18 protein-coding genes and 2 riboswitches are annotated in these 22,904 nt (G+C 73.5%); of the genes, 6 read left to right on the forward strand and 12 right to left on the reverse strand.

From position 1 onward, the window contains the following. Window positions 1-5: 5 nt before the first annotated feature. The 3 genes from WFH32_RS07195 to purL form a co-directional block, all read right to left on the reverse strand. Entirely contained in the window at window positions 6-1,010 is a 1,005-nt protein-coding gene (locus tag WFH32_RS07195; RefSeq protein ID WP_336706717.1) for an endonuclease/exonuclease/phosphatase family protein, read from the reverse strand. Next, complete coding sequence (locus WFH32_RS07200; protein WP_336706718.1) at window positions 1,007-2,059, reverse strand: endonuclease/exonuclease/phosphatase family protein; 1,053 nt, start codon at window positions 2,057-2,059, stop codon at window positions 1,007-1,009. Before WFH32_RS07200 ends, WFH32_RS07195 begins: the two co-directional genes overlap by 4 nt. Window positions 2,060-2,218: 159 nt before the next feature. Next, window positions 2,219-4,603, reverse strand: coding sequence for a phosphoribosylformylglycinamidine synthase subunit PurL (gene purL, locus WFH32_RS07205; RefSeq protein ID WP_336706719.1), 2,385 nt, complete (start codon window positions 4,601-4,603; stop codon window positions 2,219-2,221). 208 nt (window positions 4,604-4,811) lie between these two features. Here purL and WFH32_RS07210 point away from each other — a divergent pair, with 208 nt between their 5' ends. Continuing rightward, entirely contained in the window at window positions 4,812-5,792 is a 981-nt protein-coding gene (locus tag WFH32_RS07210; RefSeq protein ID WP_336706721.1) for a DUF2599 domain-containing protein, read from the forward strand. 150 nt (window positions 5,793-5,942) lie between these two features. Here the strand turns inward: WFH32_RS07210 and WFH32_RS07215 are convergent, their stop codons facing one another. From WFH32_RS07215 to WFH32_RS07225, 3 genes are all read right to left on the reverse strand, one after another. After that, window positions 5,943-6,671 (reverse strand): GNAT family N-acetyltransferase, encoded by a 729-nt coding sequence (locus WFH32_RS07215; RefSeq protein WP_336706722.1) that lies wholly within the window; start codon window positions 6,669-6,671, stop codon window positions 5,943-5,945. A gap of 258 nt (window positions 6,672-6,929) precedes the next feature. Then, window positions 6,930-9,113 (reverse strand): acyl-CoA dehydrogenase family protein, encoded by a 2,184-nt coding sequence (locus WFH32_RS07220; protein WP_336706723.1) that lies wholly within the window; start codon window positions 9,111-9,113, stop codon window positions 6,930-6,932. A gap of 38 nt (window positions 9,114-9,151) precedes the next feature. Beyond that, window positions 9,152-9,877 carry a TetR family transcriptional regulator gene (locus WFH32_RS07225; RefSeq protein WP_191795527.1) on the reverse strand — a complete coding sequence of 242 codons (726 nt, stop codon included), beginning with the start codon at window positions 9,875-9,877 and terminating at the stop codon, window positions 9,152-9,154. A gap of 281 nt (window positions 9,878-10,158) precedes the next feature. On the opposite strand from WFH32_RS07225, the gene WFH32_RS07230 reads away from it, so the two are divergent. Genes WFH32_RS07230 through WFH32_RS07240 form a run of 3 tightly spaced genes read left to right on the forward strand, consistent with a single transcriptional unit; the run spans window position 10,159 to window position 13,978 of the window. Continuing rightward, complete coding sequence (locus WFH32_RS07230) at window positions 10,159-11,640, forward strand: acetyl-CoA C-acetyltransferase (protein WP_442946314.1); 1,482 nt, start codon at window positions 10,159-10,161, stop codon at window positions 11,638-11,640. A gap of 11 nt (window positions 11,641-11,651) precedes the next feature. Next, on the forward strand, window positions 11,652-13,004 hold the full coding sequence (locus WFH32_RS07235; protein WP_191795529.1) for a 3-oxoacyl-ACP reductase: 1,353 nt from the start codon (window positions 11,652-11,654) through the stop codon (window positions 13,002-13,004). Next, entirely contained in the window at window positions 13,001-13,978 is a 978-nt protein-coding gene (locus WFH32_RS07240) for a MaoC/PaaZ C-terminal domain-containing protein (protein ID WP_336706724.1), read from the forward strand. Before WFH32_RS07235 ends, WFH32_RS07240 begins: the two co-directional genes overlap by 4 nt. Before the next feature lie 85 nt (window positions 13,979-14,063). On the opposite strand, the gene WFH32_RS07245 is transcribed toward WFH32_RS07240, so the two are convergent. The 3 genes from WFH32_RS07245 to WFH32_RS07255 form a co-directional block, all read right to left on the reverse strand. Further along, on the reverse strand, window positions 14,064-16,235 hold the full coding sequence (locus WFH32_RS07245; RefSeq protein ID WP_336706725.1) for a CocE/NonD family hydrolase: 2,172 nt from the start codon (window positions 16,233-16,235) through the stop codon (window positions 14,064-14,066). Between the two features lie 49 nt (window positions 16,236-16,284). Then, the gene (locus WFH32_RS07250) at window positions 16,285-17,778 is read right to left on the reverse strand and encodes a peptide MFS transporter (RefSeq protein ID WP_225227836.1); all 1,494 of its coding nucleotides are present in this window, start codon (window positions 17,776-17,778) and stop codon (window positions 16,285-16,287) included. A gap of 104 nt (window positions 17,779-17,882) precedes the next feature. Continuing rightward, window positions 17,883-18,503, reverse strand: coding sequence for a GNAT family N-acetyltransferase (locus WFH32_RS07255; RefSeq protein WP_336706726.1), 621 nt, complete (start codon window positions 18,501-18,503; stop codon window positions 17,883-17,885). Between the two features lie 123 nt (window positions 18,504-18,626). On the opposite strand from WFH32_RS07255, the gene WFH32_RS07260 reads away from it, so the two are divergent. Then, on the forward strand, window positions 18,627-18,803 hold the full coding sequence (locus tag WFH32_RS07260; protein WP_138826384.1) for a CsbD family protein: 177 nt from the start codon (window positions 18,627-18,629) through the stop codon (window positions 18,801-18,803). Window positions 18,804-18,880: 77 nt separating this feature from the next. Here WFH32_RS07260 and WFH32_RS07265 read toward each other — a convergent pair whose 3' ends face one another. From WFH32_RS07265 to WFH32_RS07275, 3 genes are all read right to left on the reverse strand, one after another. Further along, window positions 18,881-19,711 (reverse strand): GNAT family N-acetyltransferase, encoded by an 831-nt coding sequence (locus WFH32_RS07265; protein ID WP_318244011.1) that lies wholly within the window; start codon window positions 19,709-19,711, stop codon window positions 18,881-18,883. 81 nt (window positions 19,712-19,792) lie between these two features. Further along, on the reverse strand, window positions 19,793-21,193 hold the full coding sequence (locus WFH32_RS07270) for an aminotransferase class V-fold PLP-dependent enzyme (protein WP_336706727.1): 1,401 nt from the start codon (window positions 21,191-21,193) through the stop codon (window positions 19,793-19,795). Window positions 21,194-21,234: 41 nt separating this feature from the next. After that, a riboswitch (SAM riboswitch) is annotated at window positions 21,235-21,349 on the reverse strand. A gap of 97 nt (window positions 21,350-21,446) precedes the next feature. Beyond that, window positions 21,447-22,253 carry a phosphotransferase enzyme family protein gene (locus WFH32_RS07275; protein WP_336706728.1) on the reverse strand — a complete coding sequence of 269 codons (807 nt, stop codon included), beginning with the start codon at window positions 22,251-22,253 and terminating at the stop codon, window positions 21,447-21,449. Window positions 22,254-22,327: 74 nt separating this feature from the next. Beyond that, a riboswitch (SAM riboswitch) is annotated at window positions 22,328-22,420 on the forward strand. Between the two features lie 6 nt (window positions 22,421-22,426). Here WFH32_RS07275 and WFH32_RS07280 point away from each other — a divergent pair. Next, the gene (locus WFH32_RS07280; RefSeq protein ID WP_336706729.1) at window positions 22,427-22,891 is read left to right on the forward strand and encodes a rhodanese-like domain-containing protein; all 465 of its coding nucleotides are present in this window, start codon (window positions 22,427-22,429) and stop codon (window positions 22,889-22,891) included. The last annotated feature ends 13 nt before the right edge of the window (window positions 22,892-22,904 follow it).

The raw sequence follows: 22,904 nt of genomic DNA on the forward strand, positions 1-22,904 counted from the left end.
CCAACCTAGGGCCTGACCTGCACCGTCGCCAGGATCGCCAGGTGATCGGTGCCCGGGATCGCGACGGGCCCGACGTCGTCGACCCGCATACCGGCGTCGACGACCACATGGTCGAGGTCCACGAGCGGCGGGTAGCGGCGGTCGGCGGGCCACGACAGGTTCAGGCCGTCCCCTGCGAGCCGGGTCGCGTCGGCGAACCGGTCCCCGAGCAGGTCGCGGAAGGCCGAGTGGTCGGAGGTCGCGTTGAAGTCGCCGAGCAGGATCTGCGACGTGGGGTCTGCGTGCGCCGCGTCGCCCAGCAGCGCGAGGTCGTCCGTCCACAGGTCGACCTCGCCGGGAGTGGGTGGGTGCGAGTGCACGGCCGTCACCCGCACGGACGTCCCGTCCACCCCGACGACGGCGCTCGGCTGGTGGAACCGGCTCGCCACGCCGTCGCGAGGGTCGGTCAACGGGGTCGCGCTCCACAGGCCGCTGCCCGCAGCCCCCTCGGTCGGGTGGGTCCTCGTCCACGCGTACGGCAGCACGTCCTCGATCCCGGCGGCCACGAGAGCGGTCTCGAAGTCGTCGGTCAGCTCGACGACGCTCAGCAGCTCGACCTCCTCCTCGCGCACGGCCTCGACCACCGCCCGGGCGTCCGCCCGCCCGTAGAGGGCGTTCGTCGCCATGACGCGCAGCGTCCCGTCCGCGCCCGGCTCGATCCCGGGGCCAGGGACGAAGAACGGCACGAGCCACACCGCGTGCGCGACGACCAGCACCCCCGCGACCGCGCTGAGCACCCAGCGCCGCCGGCTCAGCGAGAGCAACAGCACCACGAGCGCCGCGAGGGCGACCCACGGCGTGAGGGACACGAGCTGCGCGAAGGGCGTGACGCCGTCGAACCCCAGGGTGCGCGCGAGCGTGAGCGCCCCCACCCCCACCAGGCACAACGACAGGACGACCGTCCACGCGACGGCGCCCGCTCGCCGCGCCCTCGACGGCGGGCGCTCCTCGGTCAGGACGGGCGCGCTCACAGTGCCACCTGGACCGTGACCGCGAGCGCCCGGTGGTCCGAGCCGGGAACGACGAGCGAGTCGAGGTCGTCGACCCGCATGCCCGCGTCGACCACGACGTGGTCGAGGTCGAGGAACGTGGGGACCCGCTCCCCCACGGGCCACGACAGGTTCAGGCCGTGCCCGGCCGTGCGTGTCGCGTCGTGGAAGCGGTCGCCCAGGACGGCGCGGAACGACGCGTGGTCGTACGTCGCGTTGAAGTCGCCCAGCAGCACCTGAGGCAGGGGGTCGTCGTGCGCGCGCCGGGCGAGGTCGGCCATCTCCTGGTGCCACACGCCCGTGATCTCGGGCAGCGGAGGGACGGGGTGGACTGCGGTCACGCGCACGGGCGTGCCGTCCACGTCGACGGTGGCTGCGGGCATGGCGAACGTGCTCCACTCGCTCGTGTCGGGGTCGGTCAGCGCGGTCCTGCTCCACAGGCCGCTCCCGGGCGAGCCCGTGCCCACCTTGGCGTCGACGTGGTGCGGCATGACCGCCTCGATGCCCGCGGCCTCGAGACGGTCGTGGAAGGCGGCCGTGAGCTCGACGACCGCGAGCACGTCCGCGTCCTGCTCGTGGACCATCCGCACCACGGCGGCGGCGTCGGCCTGCCCGAAGTACGCGTTGACCGTCAGCACCCGCAGCGTTCCCTGGGCACCCGCCTCGATGCCGCGCCCGGGCACGAAGAACGGCGCGACCCACGCGATCTGCGCCACGAGCGCGACCCCGCACAGGATCGCGAGCAGCCGGCGCCGCAGGACCAAGGCCGCCGCAGCCACCAGCAGCGCGAGCGGGACGACCCACGGCGTGACGCCGACGACCTGCGCGAGGGGCGTGACGCCGTCGTACGGGACGGCGCGCACGAGCGTCATGGCCAGGACCACCCCGCCCAGGACCCACAGCCCCAGCCCGACGGCGCGCCCACCCGGGCGCTTGCGGCGGGTCGAGGTGGAGGCGACGTCGGGCGGGGTGGCCGGTGGCTCGGCCTCCGAGGCGCCGATCTCCCCCATGGTGCTGCTGTCCCCTGTCATGCAGCGACCCTATCGACCGGTTAGGGCCGTTCTGGGCCGGTCGGTCACGGGCGGCGGGCAGACCCGGTGCAGCCCGCGGAGGGATCCTGTGAACGCCGACGGGGCGGGGCGCGGAGGAAGACCTCGCGCGCCCCGCCCCGTCGGCGGCTCAGCGACGAATCAGCCGAAGATCCCCGGCAGCGTCGCACGGAACACCTGGTCGGCCTCGCTCAGCGGGATCGTGAAGATGCCCTCGACCTCGAGCGACTCCCCGGTCTCGGTGACCTCGGCGGGCTCGGTGCCGGTCTCGCCGATCTTGAGGACGGGCACGCCGCGCGCGACGCACGCGTCGACCAGCTTGGTCTCCTCGCCGCGCGGCACGGCGACGAGCGCGCGGGCCGTCGACTCGGAGAACAGGGCCTCGAACGGGGTGACGCCGTCGCGCGCGGCGAGGGCGTCGATCGAGACCTTGGCGCCGGTGCCGAAGCGCAGCGACGCCTCGAGGAGGCCCTGGACCAGGCCGCCCTCGGAGAGGTCGTGCGCGGCGGAGACCAGGTCGTCACGGCTGGCGTTGACGAGCACCTCGGCCAGGGCGCGCTCGGCCGCGAGGTCGACCTGCGGGGGCACGCCGCCGAGGTGCTGGTGGACGACGTCGGCCCAGGCGGAGCCGTCGAGCTCGGGGCGGGTCGTGCCGAGGAGGTAGATGGCCTCCCCGGCCTCGCGCCAGCCGGACCCGGTGGCGTGCGCGACGTCGTCGAGCACGCCCAGGACGCCGACGACGGGCGTCGGGTGGATCGACGAGTCGATCTGCCCGGGCTCTCCCGTGCCGTTGTAGAGCGAGACGTTGCCGCCCGTGACGGGAACCCCGAGGGTCTGGCACGCGTCGGCCAGGCCTTCGATGGCCTCGACGAGCTGCCACATGGAGTCGGGGTCCTCGGGGGAGCCGAAGTTGAGGCAGTCGGTGATGGCGAGCGGGCGGGCGCCGGTCGTGGCGACGTTGCGGTACGCCTCGGCGAGCGCGAGCTGGGCACCCGTGCGCGGGTCGAGCTTCGCGTAGCGGCCGTTGGCGTCGGTCGCGAGGGCAACCCCGAGGCCCGTGGACTCGTCGACGCGGATGACGCCGCCGTCGTCGGGCTGGGCGAGGGCCGTGTTGCCCTGGACGAAGCGGTCGTACTGGTTGGTGACCCACTCCTTCGAGGCGAGGTTGGGCGAGCCGAGCAGGCGCAGCGCGGTCGCGCGGAGCTCGTCGGCCGTCTCGGGACGTGCGAACCGCGCGGCGCCCTCACCCGTCGAGATGCTGTCGGCGTTGAGACCGTCCATCCACGTGGGGCGCGCGTAGGGGCGGTGGTACGTGGGACCCTCGTGCGCCACCGACCTGGGGTCGACGTCCACGATGCGCTCGCCCTGGTGGTCGATCGTGAGGCGCCCGGTGCCGGTGACCTCGCCGATGACGGACGTCTCGACGTCCCACTTGCTCGTGATGGCGAGGAACTCGTCGAGCTTGTCGGGCGCGACGACCGCCATCATGCGCTCCTGCGACTCCGACATGAGGATCTCGCCCGCGTTGAGCGACGGGTCGCGCAGCAGGACCGAGTCGAGCTCGACGTGCATGCCGCCGTCACCGTTGGACGCGAGCTCCGAGGTGGCGCACGAGATGCCGGCCGCACCGAGGTCCTGGATGCCCTCGACGACGCGTGCCGCGTAGAGCTCGAGGCAGCACTCGATGAGGACCTTCTCCATGAAGGGGTCGCCCACCTGGACCGAGGGGCGCTTGGCGGGGACGCCGTCCTCGAACGTCTCGGACGCGAGGATCGAGGCGCCACCGATGCCGTCGCCGCCCGTGCGCGCACCGAACAGGACGACCTTGTTGCCGACGCCCGAGGCGTTGGCGAGGTGGATGTCCTCGTGACGCAGCACGCCGATGCACAGCGCGTTGACGAGCGGGTTGCCCTGGTAGGAGGAGTCGAACACGAGCTCGCCGCCGATGTTCGGCAGACCCAGGGAGTTGCCGTAGCCGCCGACGCCCGACACGACGCCGTGCACGACGCGCGCCGTGTCCGGGTGGTCGACCGCGCCGAAGCGCAGCTGGTCCATGACGGCCACGGGGCGTGCGCCCATCGAGATGATGTCGCGGACGATCCCGCCGACACCGGTCGCCGCACCCTGGTAGGGCTCGACGAAGCTCGGGTGGTTGTGGGACTCGACCTTGAACGTCACGGCCCAGCCGTCACCGATGTCGACGACGCCCGCGTTCTCGCCGATGCCGACGAGGAGGTGCTTCTTCATCTCGTCGGTCGTCTTCTTGCCGAACGTGCTCAGGTGCACCTTGGACGACTTGTACGAGCAGTGCTCCGACCACATGACGGAGTACATCGCGAGCTCGGCGGCCGTGGGGCGTCGCCCGAGGATGTCGCGGATGCGCTGGTACTCGTCCGGCTTGAGGCCGAGCTCCGCGAAGGGCTGCGCCTCGTCGGGGGTGGCGGCTGCGCGCTCGACCGTGTCGAGGTTCGGCCGGTGCTCGGAGGTCGCTGCGGCGGGCGTCGGGGCGTTGCTGGGGGCGGTCATCGAATCCCTCGGGGTGGCGTGCCAGCCGGCGCGTTTCGACGAGCGAGTCATCGAGGAGGCGACCGGCACGGGGCTGCACAGGTGCGGCCAGTTTACCGGCGGTCGGGAGCGGTGGGGTCGGGCGTCCACGAACGCGCGCGGCGGACGGCTCCCGGGCACGTGGGCGGCGGGGTGCGGAACCCTCGGCGAGCGGAGATAGCCTCGCACGGTGACCTCCCTCGTTCTCCGTCGCCCCCGCCCGCACGCCACCGTCGCGGTGGTGGGCGTGGTCGTGGCCGCCCTGGCGACGAGCTGCTCCCTGCCCGACGGCGCCGCTCCCGTCCCGCCCGCGTCCGCGGCTTCCGAGGGGGCCGCGTCGGGAGAACCCTCGACGGCACCCTCACCCGAGCGGGCCACCGTGACGCAGGCCCTCACGGCCGACGGGATCGAGCTCGTGCTGACGGTGCCGATCGTGGCAGCCGACGGGACCGGCGGTGGTGAGGCCGTCACGGTCACCCCGGACGAGGACGCGTCGAGCCGCGTCACGTTCGCGCTGCCCGCCGACGAGGCGGCGCCCGTCGCCTCGTCGGGCGGCACCCCGACCGGCACGGCCGACGGCAGCGACGCCGTGAGCACCGCGGTCCCCGCGACGATCGACCTCGTCTCCCCCGCCGACGGCTCCCTGGTGCGCAACAGCGACGGCAGCGTCACCGTCCTCGACGCCGCAGGCACCCCGCTCGGCGGGCTGTCGGCGCCGGAGGCGACGGAGACGTCCGGAGCAGCAGGCCGCGCAGGAGTCGTGGTCGTGGCGCCGACCCGCGCGGAGGTGCACGCGAAGGCCCGGGGGGCGACGCCGTCGGGCACCGGGGGCGCCACAGGGGACGGTGCCGGTCCGGCGCAGGGCTGGACCGTGACCACGTGGCTCGGCGCGCAGGGCGTGCGCAGTGCGACCTGGGGGAACCGCGAGGGCGGACGCTCGCTCGCGGTCGACCCGACGCCGTGGGCGCGCCAGTCGGGCATCGTGGGCGAGGCGACGGCCTGGGCCCAGCTCGTCGCGAGCGAGCCCGAGGCCGCCTCGACGACCATGCGCGACCAGTTCGACTGCCACGCCCTCGGCGCGACCGACAAGAAGACGTGGAACCTGGAGCCGTGGCGCCCGGACGTCGGGTTCCTGGCGACGGCCGCGGCGCGCTGCAACCCGACCGCCTAGCCTCGGCCGACCCCGCCCCTCTCGGTGCCGAACATGCGGTTGGCGTCGAGAATCGGCCGGATCCGGACGCCAACCGCATGCTCGACCGACAGCAACCGCATGGTCGGCACCCGGCGCCCGGCATCCGGCGCCCCGGCTCGCACGCCGCGCTCAGTCGAGGCCCAGCATCTCCCTGACCGGTCCGACGCCGTGCAGCGTCACCTCGGGGCGCAGCGCCGCCGGGCGCGCGTCCCAGTCCGCCCGGTCGAGGCGGTACCGGACGTTGACCACCGGCTTGCCCTCGCGGGCGAGCGTCTCGGTGCCGTTGGGCCGGTAGCCGAGCTTGCGCGTGACGCCGTGGGAGGGAGCGTTGTCCTCCCAGGCCGACGTCGTGGCCGTCCGGGCGTCGAACCCCGTGAAGAGGAGCTCGAGGATCATGAGCCGCGCGAGCGTGCCGACGCCGGCCCCCTGGTACCGGCGCCCCAGCCACGAGCCGGACTCCGCCGTGCGGGTCACCACGAAGTCCGACGCCGTGAGCGCCTGCACGCCCAGCACCTCCCCGTCGCGCACCACGGCCAGCTCGACCGCCCAGGACGCGGGTGCGATCCGCGACGCCGCACCCCACTGGTAGGCCAGGATGCTGCGACCGACCTCGACCGCCGAACCGCGTGACCACGGGAACGCGAAGGGCATGAACCCCTCGTCGTGGATGCCCTCGCCGCCGACGGCAGCGAGCCGGTACAGGAGGTCCTCGTCGAGGTGACGCAGCTCGAGGTCCCCCGAGACGACGCGCAGGCCGGACGGAGGCCAGAGGTCGGTGGGCGTCGGGCGTGCGGGGGCGGCCCCTGCCGACGCGGGGGCGTCGGGGTCGGGTGCGTCAGGGACGGGATCGGGTGCCATCGGTGCAGCCTGGCGAAGTCCACGAGGTGCGTCAACAGGAATGACGCGACCCGCCGATCCGACCTGACGGCTGGTGGTCGTCAGGTCGGGCGGGCGGGTCCCGGTTCCCTCGGTGGCGGTACCGCTCCGCCGTCGGTCCGAGGTCGTTCGTGCGCCCGTAGCCGGGCCGAGCACGAGGTTGCACGCGGTCGAGCACGGGGTTGAGGCCGCAACGGGCCGGATGACGACCTCAACCTCGTGCTCGGCACCGAGATTGCGTCAGCGACGGGCGACCTTCGACCCGCCTCGTGCCGCCGCCTTGGCCGCGGCCTTCTCGCGGGCCTTGATCGACTTCTCGCTCACGGGCTCGTCGCCGCTCGCACGCAGCTGCCGGTAGTACTCGCGGGCCTCGTCCTGACGGACCTGCTCGGCCCCCGACGCGATCTTGGCGCGCAGGTGCTCGGGGCCGTAGCCCCAGGCGTCGACGAGGTCCTGCGCGTGCGGCCGCAGGCGGGCGACGAGGCGGTCGACGTACCCGCTGACGGTGCGCGCGCGCTGCGCCGACAGGCGCCCGTTGATGAGGTACCACGCGAGGTTGCGCTCGATGGTCGTGAGCCCGAACAGGTCGCGCACCCACGTGAGGACCTGGCGCGTGCCCGCGTCCTCGATCGTGTCGAGGGCCTGCGTGAACGCCTCCCAGTGCAGCAGGTCGGCGTGCGCCTTCGCCATCTCGATGAGCTCGTGCTGGTGCTCGTTGAAGAGCTCGGCGGCCTTCTCGGGCGTGGCCTTCTGGGCCGGGCGCAGGGCCGCGGCGACGTCGGCGACCATGGTCTCGACCCGGTCGGTCAGCAGGTCGCGCTGGTTGCCGACGTCCTTGAGGTGCCCGACGGCGCGGCGCGGGTCGCCCACGTCCGCGAGGGTCTGCGCGGCGCGCTTGAGCGGCGTGCGGTGCAGCGCGGCGTCGGCGGCCTGCTCGACGACGAACCGGGCCATCTGCCCGGGCGTGATGTCCTTGAACTCCTTGCCGTAGTCGGCCAGGAGCCGCTTGGCGACGAGCTGGAGCAGGACCGTGTTGTCACCCTCGAACGTGACGTAGACGTCCAGGTCGGCTCGCAGGCTCGTGAGCCGGTTCTCGGTGAGGAACCCGGCGCCGCCGCAGGCCTCGCGTGCCTCCTGCAGCGTGTCGAGCGCGAACCACGTGCTCATCGGCTTGAGCGAGGCCGCCATGGTCTCGAGGTCCTCGCGCGACTCGGGGGTGTCGTTCTCCCCCGAGAACACGGTGTCGAACAGGTCGAGCAGACGGTCGTGCGCGAAGTGCATCGCGTACGTCTGCGCGATGCGCGGGAGGAGACGGCGCTGGTGGGTGCCGTAGTCGAGGAGGACGACCTCGTCGACGGCCGACGCGCCGTTGAACTGGCGGCGCTGGTTGCCGTAGGTCACCGCGGTCGCGAGGCCCAGCTTCGATGCGGTGATCGCGGCACCGTCGAGCGAGACGCGGCCCTGGACGAGAGAGCCGAGCATCGTGAAGAAGCGGCGCCCGGGGCTGTCGATCGGCGAGGTGTACGTGCCGTCCTCGGCGACCTGGCCGTAGCGGGCCAGGAGGTTCTCGCGCGGGACGCGGACGTGCGTGAAGTGCAGGCGCCCGTTGTCGATCCCGTTGAGCCCGCCCTTGAGCCCGTCGTCCTCCCCGCCGACGCCGGGCAGAAAAGCACCGGCCCCTCCGTCAGCAGTGGTCTCGCGGATGGGCGCGTAGAACGCGTGGACGCCGTGGTTGACGCCGTTCGTCACGAGCTGCGCGAAGATGACCGCCGCGGTCCCGTTGACGGCCGCGTTGCCGAGGTAGTCCTTCCACGCCCCGCGGAACGGGGTGTGGACGACGAACTCCTGCGTCGCGACGTCGTACGTCGCGGTCGTCGCGATCGAGGCGACGTCCGAGCCGTGGCCCGTCTCGGTCATGGCGAACGCGCCGGGGACGGAGGCGTCCATCGCACCCGGCAGCAGGCGGTCCTGCTGCTCGGGCGTGCCGAGGTGCAGGATCGCCGACGCGAACAGACCCCACTGGACGCCCGCCTTGATCTGGAGCGAGGGGTCGGCGGCGACGAGCTCCTCGAACCCGGCGAGGTTGCCGCCCGCGTCGTCCTGCCCGCCGAGCCGCGTGGGGAACCCGCGGTGCACCTGCCCGATCTCGACGAGCGCCTTGACCTGGTCCATGACGCGCTCGCGGTGCTCGGTGAGCGAGAGTCCCTCGATGCGGTGGAAACGCTCCTCGCCGGCGGTCGCGCGAGCCTTGGCCCGCAGGTCCGCCCAACGGCCCAGGAGCTGGTGGGAGAGGTCGGCCACGGCGATGCGGACCTCGCCCGCAGGCATCGAGGGTGTGACGCCCGCGGCGGGGATCGACGTGGAGGCGGCTGCGCCGTCGCCGCGGGTGTCGCGGGCGGTGGTGCGGTCTGAGGTGGTGGTCATCGGGACTCCTGTGTGCCGGTGGTAGCCATGAGAGAGGTTCAGAGGTCGTCGGTCGAGGGGGCGGTGTCCTCCGCGGCGGGCGCTGCGCCCCGCCCGCGGGCCATGACCCCGACGGGTCCGCCCCACAGCCAGGCGGCGACGCGCTCGGTGAGCTCGTCACGGTCGGGGGCGTCGGGCCCGTCGTGGTTCCCGAGCCACCACTCGCCGGCGCCGCGCACGAAGCCGACGGCGCCCGCGGCCCACGCGGCGGCGTCGGCGGGGCTCACGTCGGTCGCGCGCGTGAAGGGCTGGGCGACGAGCTGGGTCACGGAGTCGAGGAACGCCGCGAGGGGCGCGGAGGCGGTGCGGGCCGTGCCGTCGGTGCCCGCGATCGCGCCCGTGCGGGTCACGAAGTAGTAGACGTTGGGCGAGCTCGCGATCATCTCGAGGTAGACGCCGACCATGGCGCGCAGCGCACGGCGCGGGGTCTCGGCGGACTCCGCGGCCTGGGTCAGGGCGTCGTGCATCTGTCCGACGACCGAGGCGCCGATCGCGATCTGCAGCCCCGTCTTGTCCTCGAAGTAGCGGTAGATGATCGACTTGGACGTGCCCGAGGCCGCCGCGATCTCGTCCATGGAGACCCCGGGTCCGCCCTTGTGGACGGCCTTGCGGGCCGCGTGCACGAGCTCGGCGCGACGGATGGCGCGGTGGTCGTCCCAGCGGGTCGAGCGGCCGTCGGTCACGGGGGCGGGGGGCGCGGTGCGTCCGGGGTCGCGAGAGAGCACGGCAGTGCGGGGTCTCCCGGCTCGTCCGTTCGTGTCGCCGTTGATCACGCAGTCCTCCAGTGGTGCCCGACGTCGGTGTCGTCCCTGGTCGTCCGTCCGGCGGTCCGCGAGTGGCCGGCCGGGCGGCGCCCCCTCGAGGCGGGGACCGCCGGGGCGCAGGGAGCGAGGGGTGTGACCCACCTCACGGTACCGAGAGTATCAGGTACTGTGGGTCTTGGACACCGCGTGGATCGCGCCCGCGGTCCCCACCCTCAGCAACGACGCGAGAGAGAGCAGGCGAAGTGGCCACCCCGAAGACACCCCAGACCACCACCCCCGGAACCGACGAGCGGCCGGACGCGCTGCCCGTCGAGCAGCCCGGGCGCACTCCCGCCCTTCGCGACGCCTACGTCCTGGGCGGCAACCGCATCCCGTTCGCCCGTGCGGGCGGCAAGTACACGGGAGCCAGCAACCAGGACATGTTCACGGCCGCCCTCGAAGGGCTCGTGGCGCGCTACGGCCTCCAGGGCGAGCGCCTGGGCGAGGTCGTCGGCGGTGCCGTGCTCAAGCACTCGCGCGACTTCAACCTGATCCGTGAGTCCGTCCTCGGCTCGTCGCTCTCCCCGCAGACCCCCGCGTTCGACCTCCAGCAGGCATGCGCCACGGGCCTCGAGGCCGTCGTGACCGTGTCCAACAAGATCCGGCTCGGGCAGATCGAGTCGGGCGTCGCGGGCGGCTCCGACACCGTGTCCGACGCGCCCGTCGCCGTGAGCGAAGGACTGCGCAAGGCGCTGCTCAAGGCCAGCCACGCCAAGACCCTGGGCGCTCGCCTCAAGGCCTTCGCAGCGGTGCGCCCGGGCGACCTGGCGCCGTCGACGCCCAGCACGGGAGAACCCCGCACGGGGCTGTCGATGGGCGAGCACCAGGCGATCACGACCGCGGCCTGGGGCATCAGCCGCGAGGCGCAGGACGAGGTCGCCCTGAACAGCCACCTGAACCTCGCCGCCGCATGGAAGGCGGGGTTCTTCGACGACCTCGTGACCCCGTTCCGCGGTCTGACGCAGGACCAGAACATGCGCGCCGACTCGTCCGCCGAGAGGCTCGCGTCGCTCAAGCCGGTCTTCGGCAAGCACCTCACGCCGAGCGCACCCACGCACGGGGCGGCGGCGAGCGAGGGAGGAGGACCCGCTCTGCCGACAGGGCCCACGATGACCGCCGGCAACTCGACGCCCCTGACCGACGGCGCCTCGGTCGTCCTGCTCGGGTCGCGCGAGTGGGCCGCCGAGCACGACCTGGCCGTCCTCGCCCGGGTGGTCGACGCCGAGTCCGCCGCGGTCGACTTCGTGCACGGCCACGAGGGGCTGCTCATGGCCCCGGCGCACGCGGTCCCCCGCCTGCTCGCCCGCAACGGCCTGGCACTCGAGGACTTCGACTTCTACGAGATCCACGAGGCCTTCGCCTCGACCGTCCTGACGACCCTGGCCGCATGGGAGGACGACGACTACTGCCGCACCGAGCTCGGCCTCGACGGCGCGTTCGGGTCGATCGACCGCTCTCGTCTGAACGTCCACGGGTCGTCGCTGGCCGCGGGGCACCCGTTCGCCGCGACCGGCGGTCGCATCGTCGCGACCGCCGCGAAGCTCGTGGCCGACAAGGCGCGCGAGACGGGCCGCCCGGCCCGCGCGCTCATCTCGATCTGCGCGGCCGGTGGCCTGGGCCTCGCCGCGATCCTCGAGAGCACCGCGAGCCCGGCCGTCACGCCCGCACAGAGCACCGAGAGCTGAGGGAGCCCACCATGACCGACAAGTACCTGTCCGCCGTGAACTCCGGCTTCACCAAGACCCTCGCCAAGAAGCTCGGTCTGCCCCGGCCCGCGGTCCTGCGCCGCTACCGCCCGGGCGACCCGCTCGTGCCCGGCCCGGTGCTCGTGATCGGCGAGCCCGGCTCGGCCAAGGACACGAACGCCGTCGCGCAGGCCCTGCTCGGGTGGGACCTCGACGTCCGGCAGAACGCCGGCGACGGGGAGACCCGCTGGGGGGCGATCGTGGTCGTCCTGACGGGCGCCACCAGCCCCGCAGACTTCTCGGCCCCCGTGCTCGAGCTCGGCGCGAACCTGCGCCGCCTCGCGCCGGGCGGGCGCGTCGTGACCGTCTCGCGTGCACCGGCCGACGACGACACGCCCCTGCTCGCCGCCACCCGCCAGGGCGTCGACGGGTTCCTGCGCTCGCTCGCCAAGGAGCTGCGCGCGGGCGCCACGGCCAACGGCATCCAGCTCACGGCCGATGCCGCACCGGACTCGACGTCGGCCCTGGCCACGCTGCGGTTCTTCCTGTCGGGCAGCTCGGCGTTCGTCGACGGGCAGCTCCTGCACGTGGGCCCGGCCGCGGCCGAGGCCACGACCGACTGGGACCGTCCCCTCGCGGGGCGCGTCGCGGTCGTGACGGGCGCGGCCCGCGGGATCGGCGCGGCCATCGCCCGCACGCTCGCACGCGACGGCGCGACGGTCGTCGTGGTCGACGTCCCCGCTGCGGGCGAGTCCCTCGCGAAGGTCGCCAACGAGATCAAGGGCACGGCCCTGCAGCTCGACGTGACGGCCGAGGACGCGGGAGCCCGCATCCTCGAGCACGCCCGGACCCGCCACGGCGGCCTGCACATCCTGGTCCACAACGCCGGGATCCTGCGCGACAAGCTGCTCGCCAACATGTCCCCCGACAAGTGGGACGCCGTGATCGCGGTCAACCTGCTCTCGCAGCTGCGGATCAACGAGTACCTGCTGGGCGCGAACGGCTTCTCGGAGGCCCCGCACATCGTCTCGCTCGCCTCGACGAGCGGCATCGCGGGCAACCGGGGCCAGACGAACTACGGTGCCTCCAAGGCCGGGGTCATCGGGCACACGCGGGCGACCGCGCGCCTCCTGGCCCCGCTCGGCGGCTCGGCCAACGCGGTCGCGCCCGGGTTCATCGAGACCGACATGACGGCCTCCATCCCGCTCGTCCAGCGCGAGATGGCGCGCCGCGTGTCCTCGCTCCAGCAGGGCGGTCAGCCCATCGACGTGGCCGAGGCCATCGCGTTCCTCGCGTCCCCCGCCGCGGCGGGCGTCAACGGCCAGGTGCTGCGCGTGTGCGGCCAGAGCCTGGTGGGCGCGTGACGGCCGCCGAGCAGGAGGCCCCCGAGCGCCGCAACCCGCGTCTCGTCACGCTGCCCACGCTGCCGGGGCTCGGCGGCCTGTACGCGAAGGGCGTGGCGTCGTCGGGCCGGATCGCCGTGACGCGCTCCCCCGTGGGGCGCGTCCTGCCCGGGCCGCGCGACGTCGTCCTGCCGGACGTCGTCTACCGCGTCGCCGACGTCCCGACCGCGGACGTGACCGAGCACCTGACCGCGTACCAGCGGCTGGTCGGCGAGCGCGTCGACGACACCCTGCCCGCCGGCTACCTGCACGTGCTCGCGTTCCCGCTCGCGACCGCGCTCATGGTCCGCGGCGACTTCCCGCTGCCGCTGCTGGGGCTGGTGCACGTGTCCAACGCGGTCTCGGTGCACCGGCCCGTGCGGGTCGGCGACGTGCTCGAGGTACGCGCGTCCGCCGAGAACCTGCGCGCCCACCGGCGCGGGGTCCAGGTGGACCTCGTGACCGAGGTGAGCACGGGCGGCGAGCTCGCGTACCGCGGTGTCTCGACGTACCTGGCCAAGGGCTTCCGGCTGCCGTCGGGCGAGGAGCCGCTCCCTGAGCAGACCGACGAGGTGCCCCGCGAGGACTTCGTGCCACCGTTCCCGACCGCACGCTGGGCGCTCGGCAGCGGGACGGGGCGCGCCTACGGCGCGATCTCCGGCGACCGCAACCCCATCCACACCTCGACCTTGGGCGCCAAGGCGTTCGGCTTCCCGCGGACCATCGCGCACGGCATGTACACGGCGGCCCGCGCGCTGGCCGAGGTCGGCGCCGCGCGCGGCGACGCCTACGACTGGACGGTCGAGTTCGAGAAGCCGGTCCTGCTCCCGGGCACGGTCCAGGTCGCGATCACCCGCACGCCCGACGACGCCGCTCACCCGGGCGGTTTCACGTACGTGGGGTGGAACGGGAAGAGCGGCAAGCGGCACCTCGGCGGGACGGTCACGCCGCGCTGAACGCTGCTCCTGCCGCTCGCCGAGAAGTGAGAAGACGCCCCTGGTCGGGTCAGATCAGGGGCGTCTGCTCACTTCTCGGCGGAGCTCACCCCGCGGTGCGCCGGATGCTGCGCCGCCACCGACGTTCGAACACCACGTCGTCGCCGTCACGTGCCACGACCTCGTCGTCGGTGTGGAAGTACTCGGCGTCGCACGTGATCTCCGAGCGCGTCACGATGCTCGCGTCCCACGCGAGGTCGGCCGGCGTGGCACCGGGTCGGCGCAGCCGCACCTTCCAGTCGGAGCGGGTGCGCGCGCTCAGCGGGTCGCGCCCGATCCAGTACCGCTCGAGCGCGTCCTCGGTGAACTCGAGCCCGTCGGGGTAGATGCGCGTCCCGCCGTACCGCGGGTCGACCTCGAGGAGCCACTCGTCGGCCGCGACGTCGCGCACGACGCGCCGCTCGGGTCGCTGGTCGGCGTCCTCCGGGTAGACGACCCCGAGCGGGGGCGCCTGCTCGGGCTCCTCGAAGGTGACGACCGGGTGCCCGCCGGGAGCCGCGCCGTCGTGCAGCGGGAGCTCGAGCGAGCTGCCCGCGGGCGCGACCGCGAGCGCCGCACCGCCCGGCTGCGGCCACACCCACGGCCAGTACGCCGACGAGACCGCGAGCCGGAGCCGGTGCCCGGGGGCGAGGGCGTACCCGACGCCGCTGAGCTCGAACGTCACGTCGCGCGTCGTACCGGGTTCCCAGGGGACGACGCGGTCGCGCCCCTCGCGGGCCGACAGGTTGAGCACGCCGCGGGTCACGAGCGTCGAGGAGCCGTCGGGGCCCACGTCGCACAACCGTGCCACGACCTGCCCCTTGTCGCCCGCGCACGACAGCCGCAGTCGGACCCGTGCCCGGCCCAGGATCTCGAGCCGCTGGGAGAGCGGGGCCGAGTCGAAGCACACGGACCGCCCGTCCTCCTCGCGCTGGTCGGGCGGCAGGTCCGCGTCGTTGCCGAACGGGAAGAAGCGCCCCGCGTCGATCCCGGTGTGCTGGGGAGAAGCCACGAGGCACGACGGCGGCACGTCCGCCAGGGCCCCCAGCTCGCCGCCCGCTGGGCCCGGGTGGGCGGGAAGGTGCGTGACGAGCGGGGCGGTCGTGCGCAGCACCCGGCCGAGGGCGTCGTCGGTGTCGTCCGTTCCGCCCGGCGCTCCCGCGAGCGGGAGGGCCGTGGGACGCACGTGCGGCGACGGCCACCGCTCCTCCCCGACCCAGCGGCCGGGCAGCTCGTCGTAGACCGTGGCGGGCGGCACGGACTCGGTGACCCATGCGCGCAGCACCGGTTCGTCGAGGGCGCCCGTGTCCTCGTCCTTGAGGAACTGGTCCCACCAGCGCAGGGTCTCCTGGAGGAAGCCGATCGAGGGGCCCGGGGGCAGGCCGCGGTCGGGGTACTGGTGCGACCAGGGACCGACGATGCCCCGGACCGGACCGCCCAGGGCGCGGTCGCCGTCGGCCGCCTGGTCCCCTGCGGCGACGAGCCGCAGGACCGTGTCGCGGTAGGGGTCGTTCCACCCGCCGACCGCGAGCACCGCGGCCTTGATCGCCGAGTAGTCCTCGACGACGCTGCCGTGGCGCCAGTAGTCGTCGCGCACCTGGTGGTCGAGCCAGGTGTGGACGAACGGCTCGGTGTGCTCGAGGCGGTCGAGCCACTGCTCCTTCCACCGGTCGCCCACGACGGCCGGGTCCGGGGGCCGGGAGCAGAACGCGAGCATGGTCGCGGCCCACGCGTGCATGTCGACCGCAAGCACCGAGCCGCCCGTGTAGTGGACGTCGTTGTCGTAGCGGTCGTCGGTCGAGCACACCGTGACGATCGCGCGCAGCGCCTCGGGTGCGAGGGCCGCGACCTGCAGGGCGTTGAACCCTCCCCACGAGATGCCGAACATCCCGACCTTGCCGCTGCACCACTCCTGCGACGCGAGCCACTCGACGACCGCGACGCCGTCCGCGAGCTCGGTCGGGGAGTACTCGTCGTCCTGGTGCCCGTCCGAGTTCCCGCTGCCGCGGATGTCGACGCGCACCGACGCGTAGCCGTGGCCCGCGTAGTAGGGGTGACGCTGCGCGTCACGCGGGGCGGTCCAGTCGGACAGCCGGTAGGGCAGGTACTCCAGGATCGCGGGGACGGGCGCGGGGTCGACCGGTCGCCACACGCGCGCGGCGAGGCGCGTGCCGTCGGCGAGGGGTATCCAGTGGTCCTCGACCGTGGTCTCGAACGGGAGCTCGGTCACGTACCGCATGGTCGTTCCTCCGGTGCTGGGTCGATCGGGTGGTGCGGGTGGTGCTGGGTCAGTGGACGGGGTGCATGGTCCGCTTCATCCAGGGCGAGAGGATCAGGACGACGACCGCGACGAGCACGGCCACGGCCCCGTTGAGCGTGAAGTAGAGGCCGTCGGGGATCTCGCCGTAGAACCTGACGGTCTGCGCCTGGATGCCGTTGGCGAGCGCGATCGACAGGAACCACACGGCCATCGACTGGCTCGAGAACGCCGCGGGCGCGAGCTTGGTCGTCGCGGACAGGCCCGTCGTCTGCAGCAGCACGTCACCGAGGCCCAGCAGCAGGAGCGAGGCCAGGAGCCACCACACGGCGATCTTCCAGTCGCCGCTCTGCCCCGTCACGGCGGGCACGAGGACCAGGTAGGACAGCCCACCGAGGAGTGCGCCGATCGCGATCTTCTTGGAGGCGTGCGGCTGCCGCGGTCCGAGCCAGGTCCACAGCGCCGCGACCACGGGCGCGACGAGCACCTCGACGCCACCGAGGAACGAGCTGAACCAGGCCGCGGGGGCCTCCCACCCGAAGATCGTGCGCTCGACGTGCTGGTCGGCCAGCAGGATCAGGACGCTGTACGCCTGGAACAGCACGAAGTTGAACGCGACCGACGCGAACCACAGCACGAGGAACGGGCGCAGCCTGCCGCGCTCCTCGCCAGTCACGCGCGGGCTGCGGAACATGACGGTGAAGTAGACGATCGGCGCGGCCATCGCGACCACGGTCAGCGCGTCGACGACGCCCGCGATGCTGAGTCGCCCCACGAGCGCGAGCCCGACGGCGAGGACCACCACCCCGGCCGCGACCCCTCCCAGGATCCACAGGGTCCGGCGCATCACGGCCGGCGGCAGGGGCGCCTCGGGGCCGCGCCCGTGCCCGGGGACGTGCTTGCGGCCCACGACGTACTGGACCACTCCGGCGGTCATGCCGATCGCGGCGGCCGAGAAGCCCCAGTGCCAGCCGACGTCGGCGCCGAGCCATCCCGTGACGAGGGGGCCGAAGAACGCCCCGACGTTGATGCCCATGTAGTAGAGCGCGAACCCGGCGTCCCGGCGCTCGTCGGTGGTCGAGTAGAGCTTGCCCACGAGCGTCGACACGTTGGGCTTGAGCAGGCCCGTGCCCAGGCTGATGAGGACCAGGCCGAGCCACGTCGAGAGCTCGGCGGGAATCGCCATGGTGTAGTGCCCGCACGCGATGAGGATGCCGCCCCACAGGACCGCGCGGTACGAGCCCAGGACCCGGTCCGCGATCCACCCGCCGCCGACCGAGACCAGGTAGACCATGGTCCCGTACCCGGCCGCGATCGAGGCCGCGGGCCCGGCGGCCATGCCGAGCCCGTCGTCCGCGACCGACGCGGTGAAGAACAGGACGAGGATCGCCTGCATCCCGAGGAAGGAGAACCGCTCCCAGACCTCGAGGCCGAACAGGGTCGAGAGGCCTCGGGGGTGCCCGAAGAAGGCTCTGTCGTCGGGGTCGACCGCGGGTCCTGCCGGTCGCGCGTCCTCGGTCGTCAACAGCCCTCCAGCGCTCGGTCAGCCCGTCGCAGGTCCGCGGAGGCATCCTTCCAACCTAAGGAGGTTCGGGCGAAGAGGCCACAGGGGCGCCTCAGGTCGGCCCGTCACCTCGCCCGCCGCGCGGTGCCCAGGCGATGCAGCCGCTCCAGCAGCCCGTCGCGGACCCCCGGCCACTCGTCCGCGAGGATCGAGAAGTAGGCGGTGTCGCCGCGCGACCCGTCGGGCGCGACGCGGTGGCTGCGCAGCACCCCCTCGGGTACGGCCCCGAGGCGCCGGATCGCCGCGATGGACCGCGCGTTGCGCGCGTCGGCCCGCAGCGCGACGCGCTCGACGTCGAGCACCTCGAACGCGTGCCGCAGCAGCAGGTACTTGCACGCCGGGTTGGTCACGCCGCCCCACCAGGGTCGGTCGTAGAAGGTCGATCCGAGCTCGACGCGCCGCTGGGCGGGCGACCACTCGTAGAGCGAGGTGCTGCCGCGGACGCACGTGGCGCCGTCGGGCGCGGACCCCGGAGCCACCGGCCCGACGACGGCCCACGCCAGGCGCCCCGGCGCCGCCACCGCCTCGCGCACGTAGGCGGACATCGCTGACGTACCGCGCGGCGTAGGCGATGACATCCCCGCCCACAGGGCGTCGTCGACGAACGCGCCGAGCGCGGGCGCGTGCTGCGCGGCGAGCGGCTCGAGCCGCAGCCCGAACCCTTCCAGGACGACGTCGTTCTCCATCCGGTCATCCTGCCCGACCAGTTGTGAAGGTCTCGTGGACCGCCCGTCACCCGAGATGCGAGTCCCCGCGACCCCTGCCTACGGTCGTCGGGAAGCAGCCACCACCACCGAGGGAGGAACCCCATGGGACTGGGAGACAAGATCAAGCACGGTGCCGAAGAGGCCAAGGGCAAGGTCAAGGAAGGCGCCGGCAAGGCGACCGGCAACGAGCGCCTCGAGGCCGAGGGCCACGCTGACCAGGCGAAGGCCAACGTCAAGCAGGCCGGCGACGACGTCAAGGACGCCTTCAAGAAGGACTGACGCCCCGACGAGGACCGCCCCGGGACCCGCTTGCGGGTCCCGGGGCGGTGCTGTGGACAGGGTGGACGCGGCGAAGGTCAGAGCGCGATGACCGGGGGCAGGTCGGGGACCGCGGCGAGGTCGCCCGGGCCGGCCGCGACCACGACGTCGAAGCCCCCTCCGAGCGGGACCTCGCCGACGGGCGGCACCACGGTGAGGACCGGCGGCCCCACAGGCACCGCGGCACCGAGCGCCCCGGCATCGGGCTCCCCGGCATCGGTCAGCCCGACCGGGCCGAGCACGGGCACGATGCGCGGGCTCGCGATGCGGTCGAGCAGGCCGAGCTCGACGCCCGCCCACTCGTGCGCCAGGATCGAGAAGCACACCGAGTCGGCACGGGTCCCGTCGGGCGCCGTGCGATGACCCCGCATGACGCCCTCCTCGTAGGCGCCGAGGCGACGCATCGCGGCGAGCGAGCGCGCGTTGCGCGCGTCCACCCGGAACCCCACGCGGTGCACGTCCCACGACTCGAACGCATGTCGGAGCAGCAACCATTTCGAGACCGGGTTGACGAGGCTCCCCCACGTGGAACGGGCGTAGAAGGTCCGCCCGATCTCCACGCGCCTGTCGTCGAGCGACAGGTCACGGAAAGCGGTGCTCCCCACCACGAGACCCGAGCCCGCGTCGACGACGGCGAAGGCCGTCAGCGCGCGGGTGGCGCGGGTGTCCTCGATGAAGTTCACCATCCCGACCTCCCCCTCGGGGAGGGTCGTACTCATGCCTGCCCACATCGACGGATCGACGATCTGGGCCAGCGCACCGGCGTGCGCGACAGCCAGGGGTTCGAGGCGGAACCCGTGGCCTTCTAGGTGGACATCGTGCTGCACAGCGCATATCAGAACACACGCAGGCGTCGCCGCCAAGACCACGGAGCGGTCGTTCGTGAACGACGAGGTGACGCCCCGGTGAACGTTGCGCTCCAGGCAACGTCTTCGCAGGTCAGAGGGTACTCACGCGGGGGCTGGTCCGCAGCCCACGGCGGCCGTGATGTTGCCTGCGGCGGCCGTCGCGAACAGGCCCGAGAGCCCCGCGACCTGCAGGAGCGGACGCGGGTCGTCGCTCACGACCCAGCAGCCGTCCACGACCTCGTACCGGGCCTTGGCCCCCTCGCTCACCCAGGTGCGCAGCGCGGTGACGAGACGGTCGATCTCCTCGCCCGTGGTGCCCACCCCGATCGACGCCCGGATCGCCCCGGCCGGGAAGCCCAGCCGGGCCAGGAGCGGGTGCGCGCAGAAGCGGCCGTCGCGCACGCCGATGCCGTGCTCGGCCGACAGGTAGGCCGCGACCAGCCCCGCGTCCGAGCCGTCGACCGAGAACGTCACGACCCCCACCGGGTCGACGGCGTCGGCCCAGGCCCGCACGACGCGCACGCCGTCGATCGCCTCCAGCCCCTCGACGAGGCGGGCCCGCAGCTCGGTCTCGTGCGCGACGAGCTCGCCGGGCTCGAGGGCCGCGAGCGCGTCGCACGCCGAGGCGAGCGCGACCGCGCCGATCACGTTGGGCGACCCGGCCTCGTGCCGTGCCGGGGCGCTCTGCCACGTGGTGCCGTCGAGCGTCACGTTGCGCACCGCCCCGCCACCGGCGAGGTAGGGCGTGCCGGAGTCGAGCCAGTCGCGGCGCCCGACGAGAGCGCCCGCACCGAACGGCGCGTACGTCTTGTGCCCCGAGAACGCGACGTAGTCCACGTCGCTCGCGGCGAGCGAGACGCCCCGGTGCGGGACGAGCTGGGCGCCGTCGAGCAGGACGCGCGCGCCGGCGTCGTGCGCCGCGGCCACGACCGCGGCGAGCGGCAGCGACTCGCCCGTGACGTTCGACGCCCCCGTGACCGCGACGAGCGCGTACGGGAAGCGGGCGAGCTCGGCGCGCAGGCCCGACAGGGTCTCGGCGACCGTCGCTCCACCGACGAGGACCGTGGCCCCGCCCGTGCGCTGCCAGGGCAGGAGGTTCGCGTGGTGCTCGACGTCGAGGACGAGCACGCGCCCCGGCGAGCCGTCCGCCTGGACCGGGACGCAGCCCGCGAGGAGGTTGAGGGAGTCCGTGGTGTTGCGCGTGACGATCGTGACGTCGTCCTCGCGCGCGCCGACGAACGCGCCGATGGTCTGGCGGGCGGCCTCGTAGAGGGCCGTCGACACCTGGGAGAGGTAGCCCGCGCCGCGGTGCACGCTCGCATACAGCGGCAGGACCTCGTTGACCCGGTCGGCCACGACCTGGAGCGCCGGGGCCGAGGCCGCGACGTCGAGGTTCGCGTACGGGACGCTGCGCCCGTCGACGAGGGGGACCAGGGTGTCGCTGCCCACGACGGGCAGCACGGCACACGAGGTGGGTGCTTCGATGACTGCGTGTGCGCTCATGGCACGTCCTCCGGTGGTCGTCGGAGTTCGCCGTGCCGGCCCCTCCGCGCTTGCCCCCCTCCAGATAGAGAGGGACCTGGTCGTCACCCGGGGCACCCCACCGCGGAGGAGGGTTGCCGGCCAGCAAACCGGGGTTTTGCGCTGGCACTCATGACCTGGTGTCCAGGATGGTCGAGGCCCGCAGAGCGTGTCAACCGGTGGGCACCGCGTCTCGGATGGTGGTCAGTGCGGTCTGTCAGGCGGGCGGGCCGGCTCAGCGGGGCGACGCGTCCGCGAGTGCCTGGACACGTCGCGCGTCGGCCCGGTACATGGTCGCGTGCGCCCGGAAGTCGTCGCGTCCGGTCGCGGCCGCACGCTCGTCCGTGAACGCCGCGAGCTCGTCGAGGCGAGCGACCACGACGGTCAGGACCTCGCGACGCGAGTACGGCATCCCGTACGCGCAGACCAGGGTGTCGAGCCGCGCCAACGGGTCCAAGCGCCCGACGGCGTCGCCCCCCTCCCCCTCCGCGGCATCCGCCACGAGGGGCGCGAGCCGGTAGCCCAGGTAGGCCAGGTCCCAGATCCGGGGGCCGGGGCTCGCGGTGTCGAAGTCGATGAGCCCGACCACGACCCCGTCGCGGAAGACCAGGTTGTACGGGGCGACGTCGTTGTGGCACACGACCTCGGCGGGCTCGTGCGGTGCGGTCTGCCAGACGGGTGGCGCGGGCGCACCGCCCGCGGCGAGGAACCCGACGCTCGCGTCGTGCACGCGCCGCAGCAGCGCGCCCGCGTCACGGAGCACCGACTCGTCCCAGACCCACTCGGGCAGCGGGTAGTGCGCGACGTCACCGGTGAGGAAGGACAGCACCTCGCGGCCCTGGTCGTCGGTCCCCAGCGGCTCGGGCACCTCGGTGACGCCCTGTGCTCGCAGGTGCCGCAGGAGCGCCTGGACCGTGGGCGTCCAGGGCCCTGCGGTCCGCCGGACGGTTTCACCGCGCCGCACCACGGTCGTCGAGTTCCCTCCGGCCAGGAGCTCCTCGGCCTGGTCGGGCGCGCGGTCCGGTTCGGGGAGGTGGCTCATGGGCAGGAACCTAGCCCGACCACCCTGCGAGACACCTGTTCTTTTCCGTGGTCACGGTGGCGTACGATCCGACGCAACCATCCAGAGCGGCTGAGTGACTTGGCACGATGACGCCGCAGCAACCCCCCGGTGACGGGCGAGGGTGCTACCGCCACGACCGATGGAGGATCACCATGAGTGCCCCCGACCGCGCGACCGCTGCCCCGGTCCCCGACGCCCGGCCCGCCGACGGCTACGCCGGCGACATCACGCCCCAGCAGGCGTGGGCCCTTCTCCAGAGCGACCCGAGCGCCGTCCTCGTGGACGTCCGCACCGACGCCGAGTGGCGCTTCGTCGGGATCCCCGATCTTGCCTCGACGGGCCGTGAGCCCGTCCTGACCCAGTGGGTCGACGTCACGGGCCGCCCCAACGCGGCGTTCGTCGCGGAGCTCACCGCGGCCGGGTTGAGCCCTGAGCGTCCGGTCGTCTTCCTGTGCCGCTCGGGAGCCCGCTCGATCGGCGCGGCCAAGGCCGCGACCGCCGCGGGGCTGGGTCCCGCGTACAACGTCCTCGAGGGCTTCGAGGGAGGGCTCGACGACGCCGGTCACCGTGGCTCCGACGGCTGGCGCGCCGCGGGCCTGCCCTGGACGCAGTCGTGAGCGCCGCGACCGG

It is taken from the genome of Oerskovia sp. USHLN155 (genome assembly GCF_037145535.1).
GTDB classification, from domain to species: Bacteria; Actinomycetota; Actinomycetes; order Actinomycetales; family Cellulomonadaceae; genus Oerskovia; species Oerskovia rustica.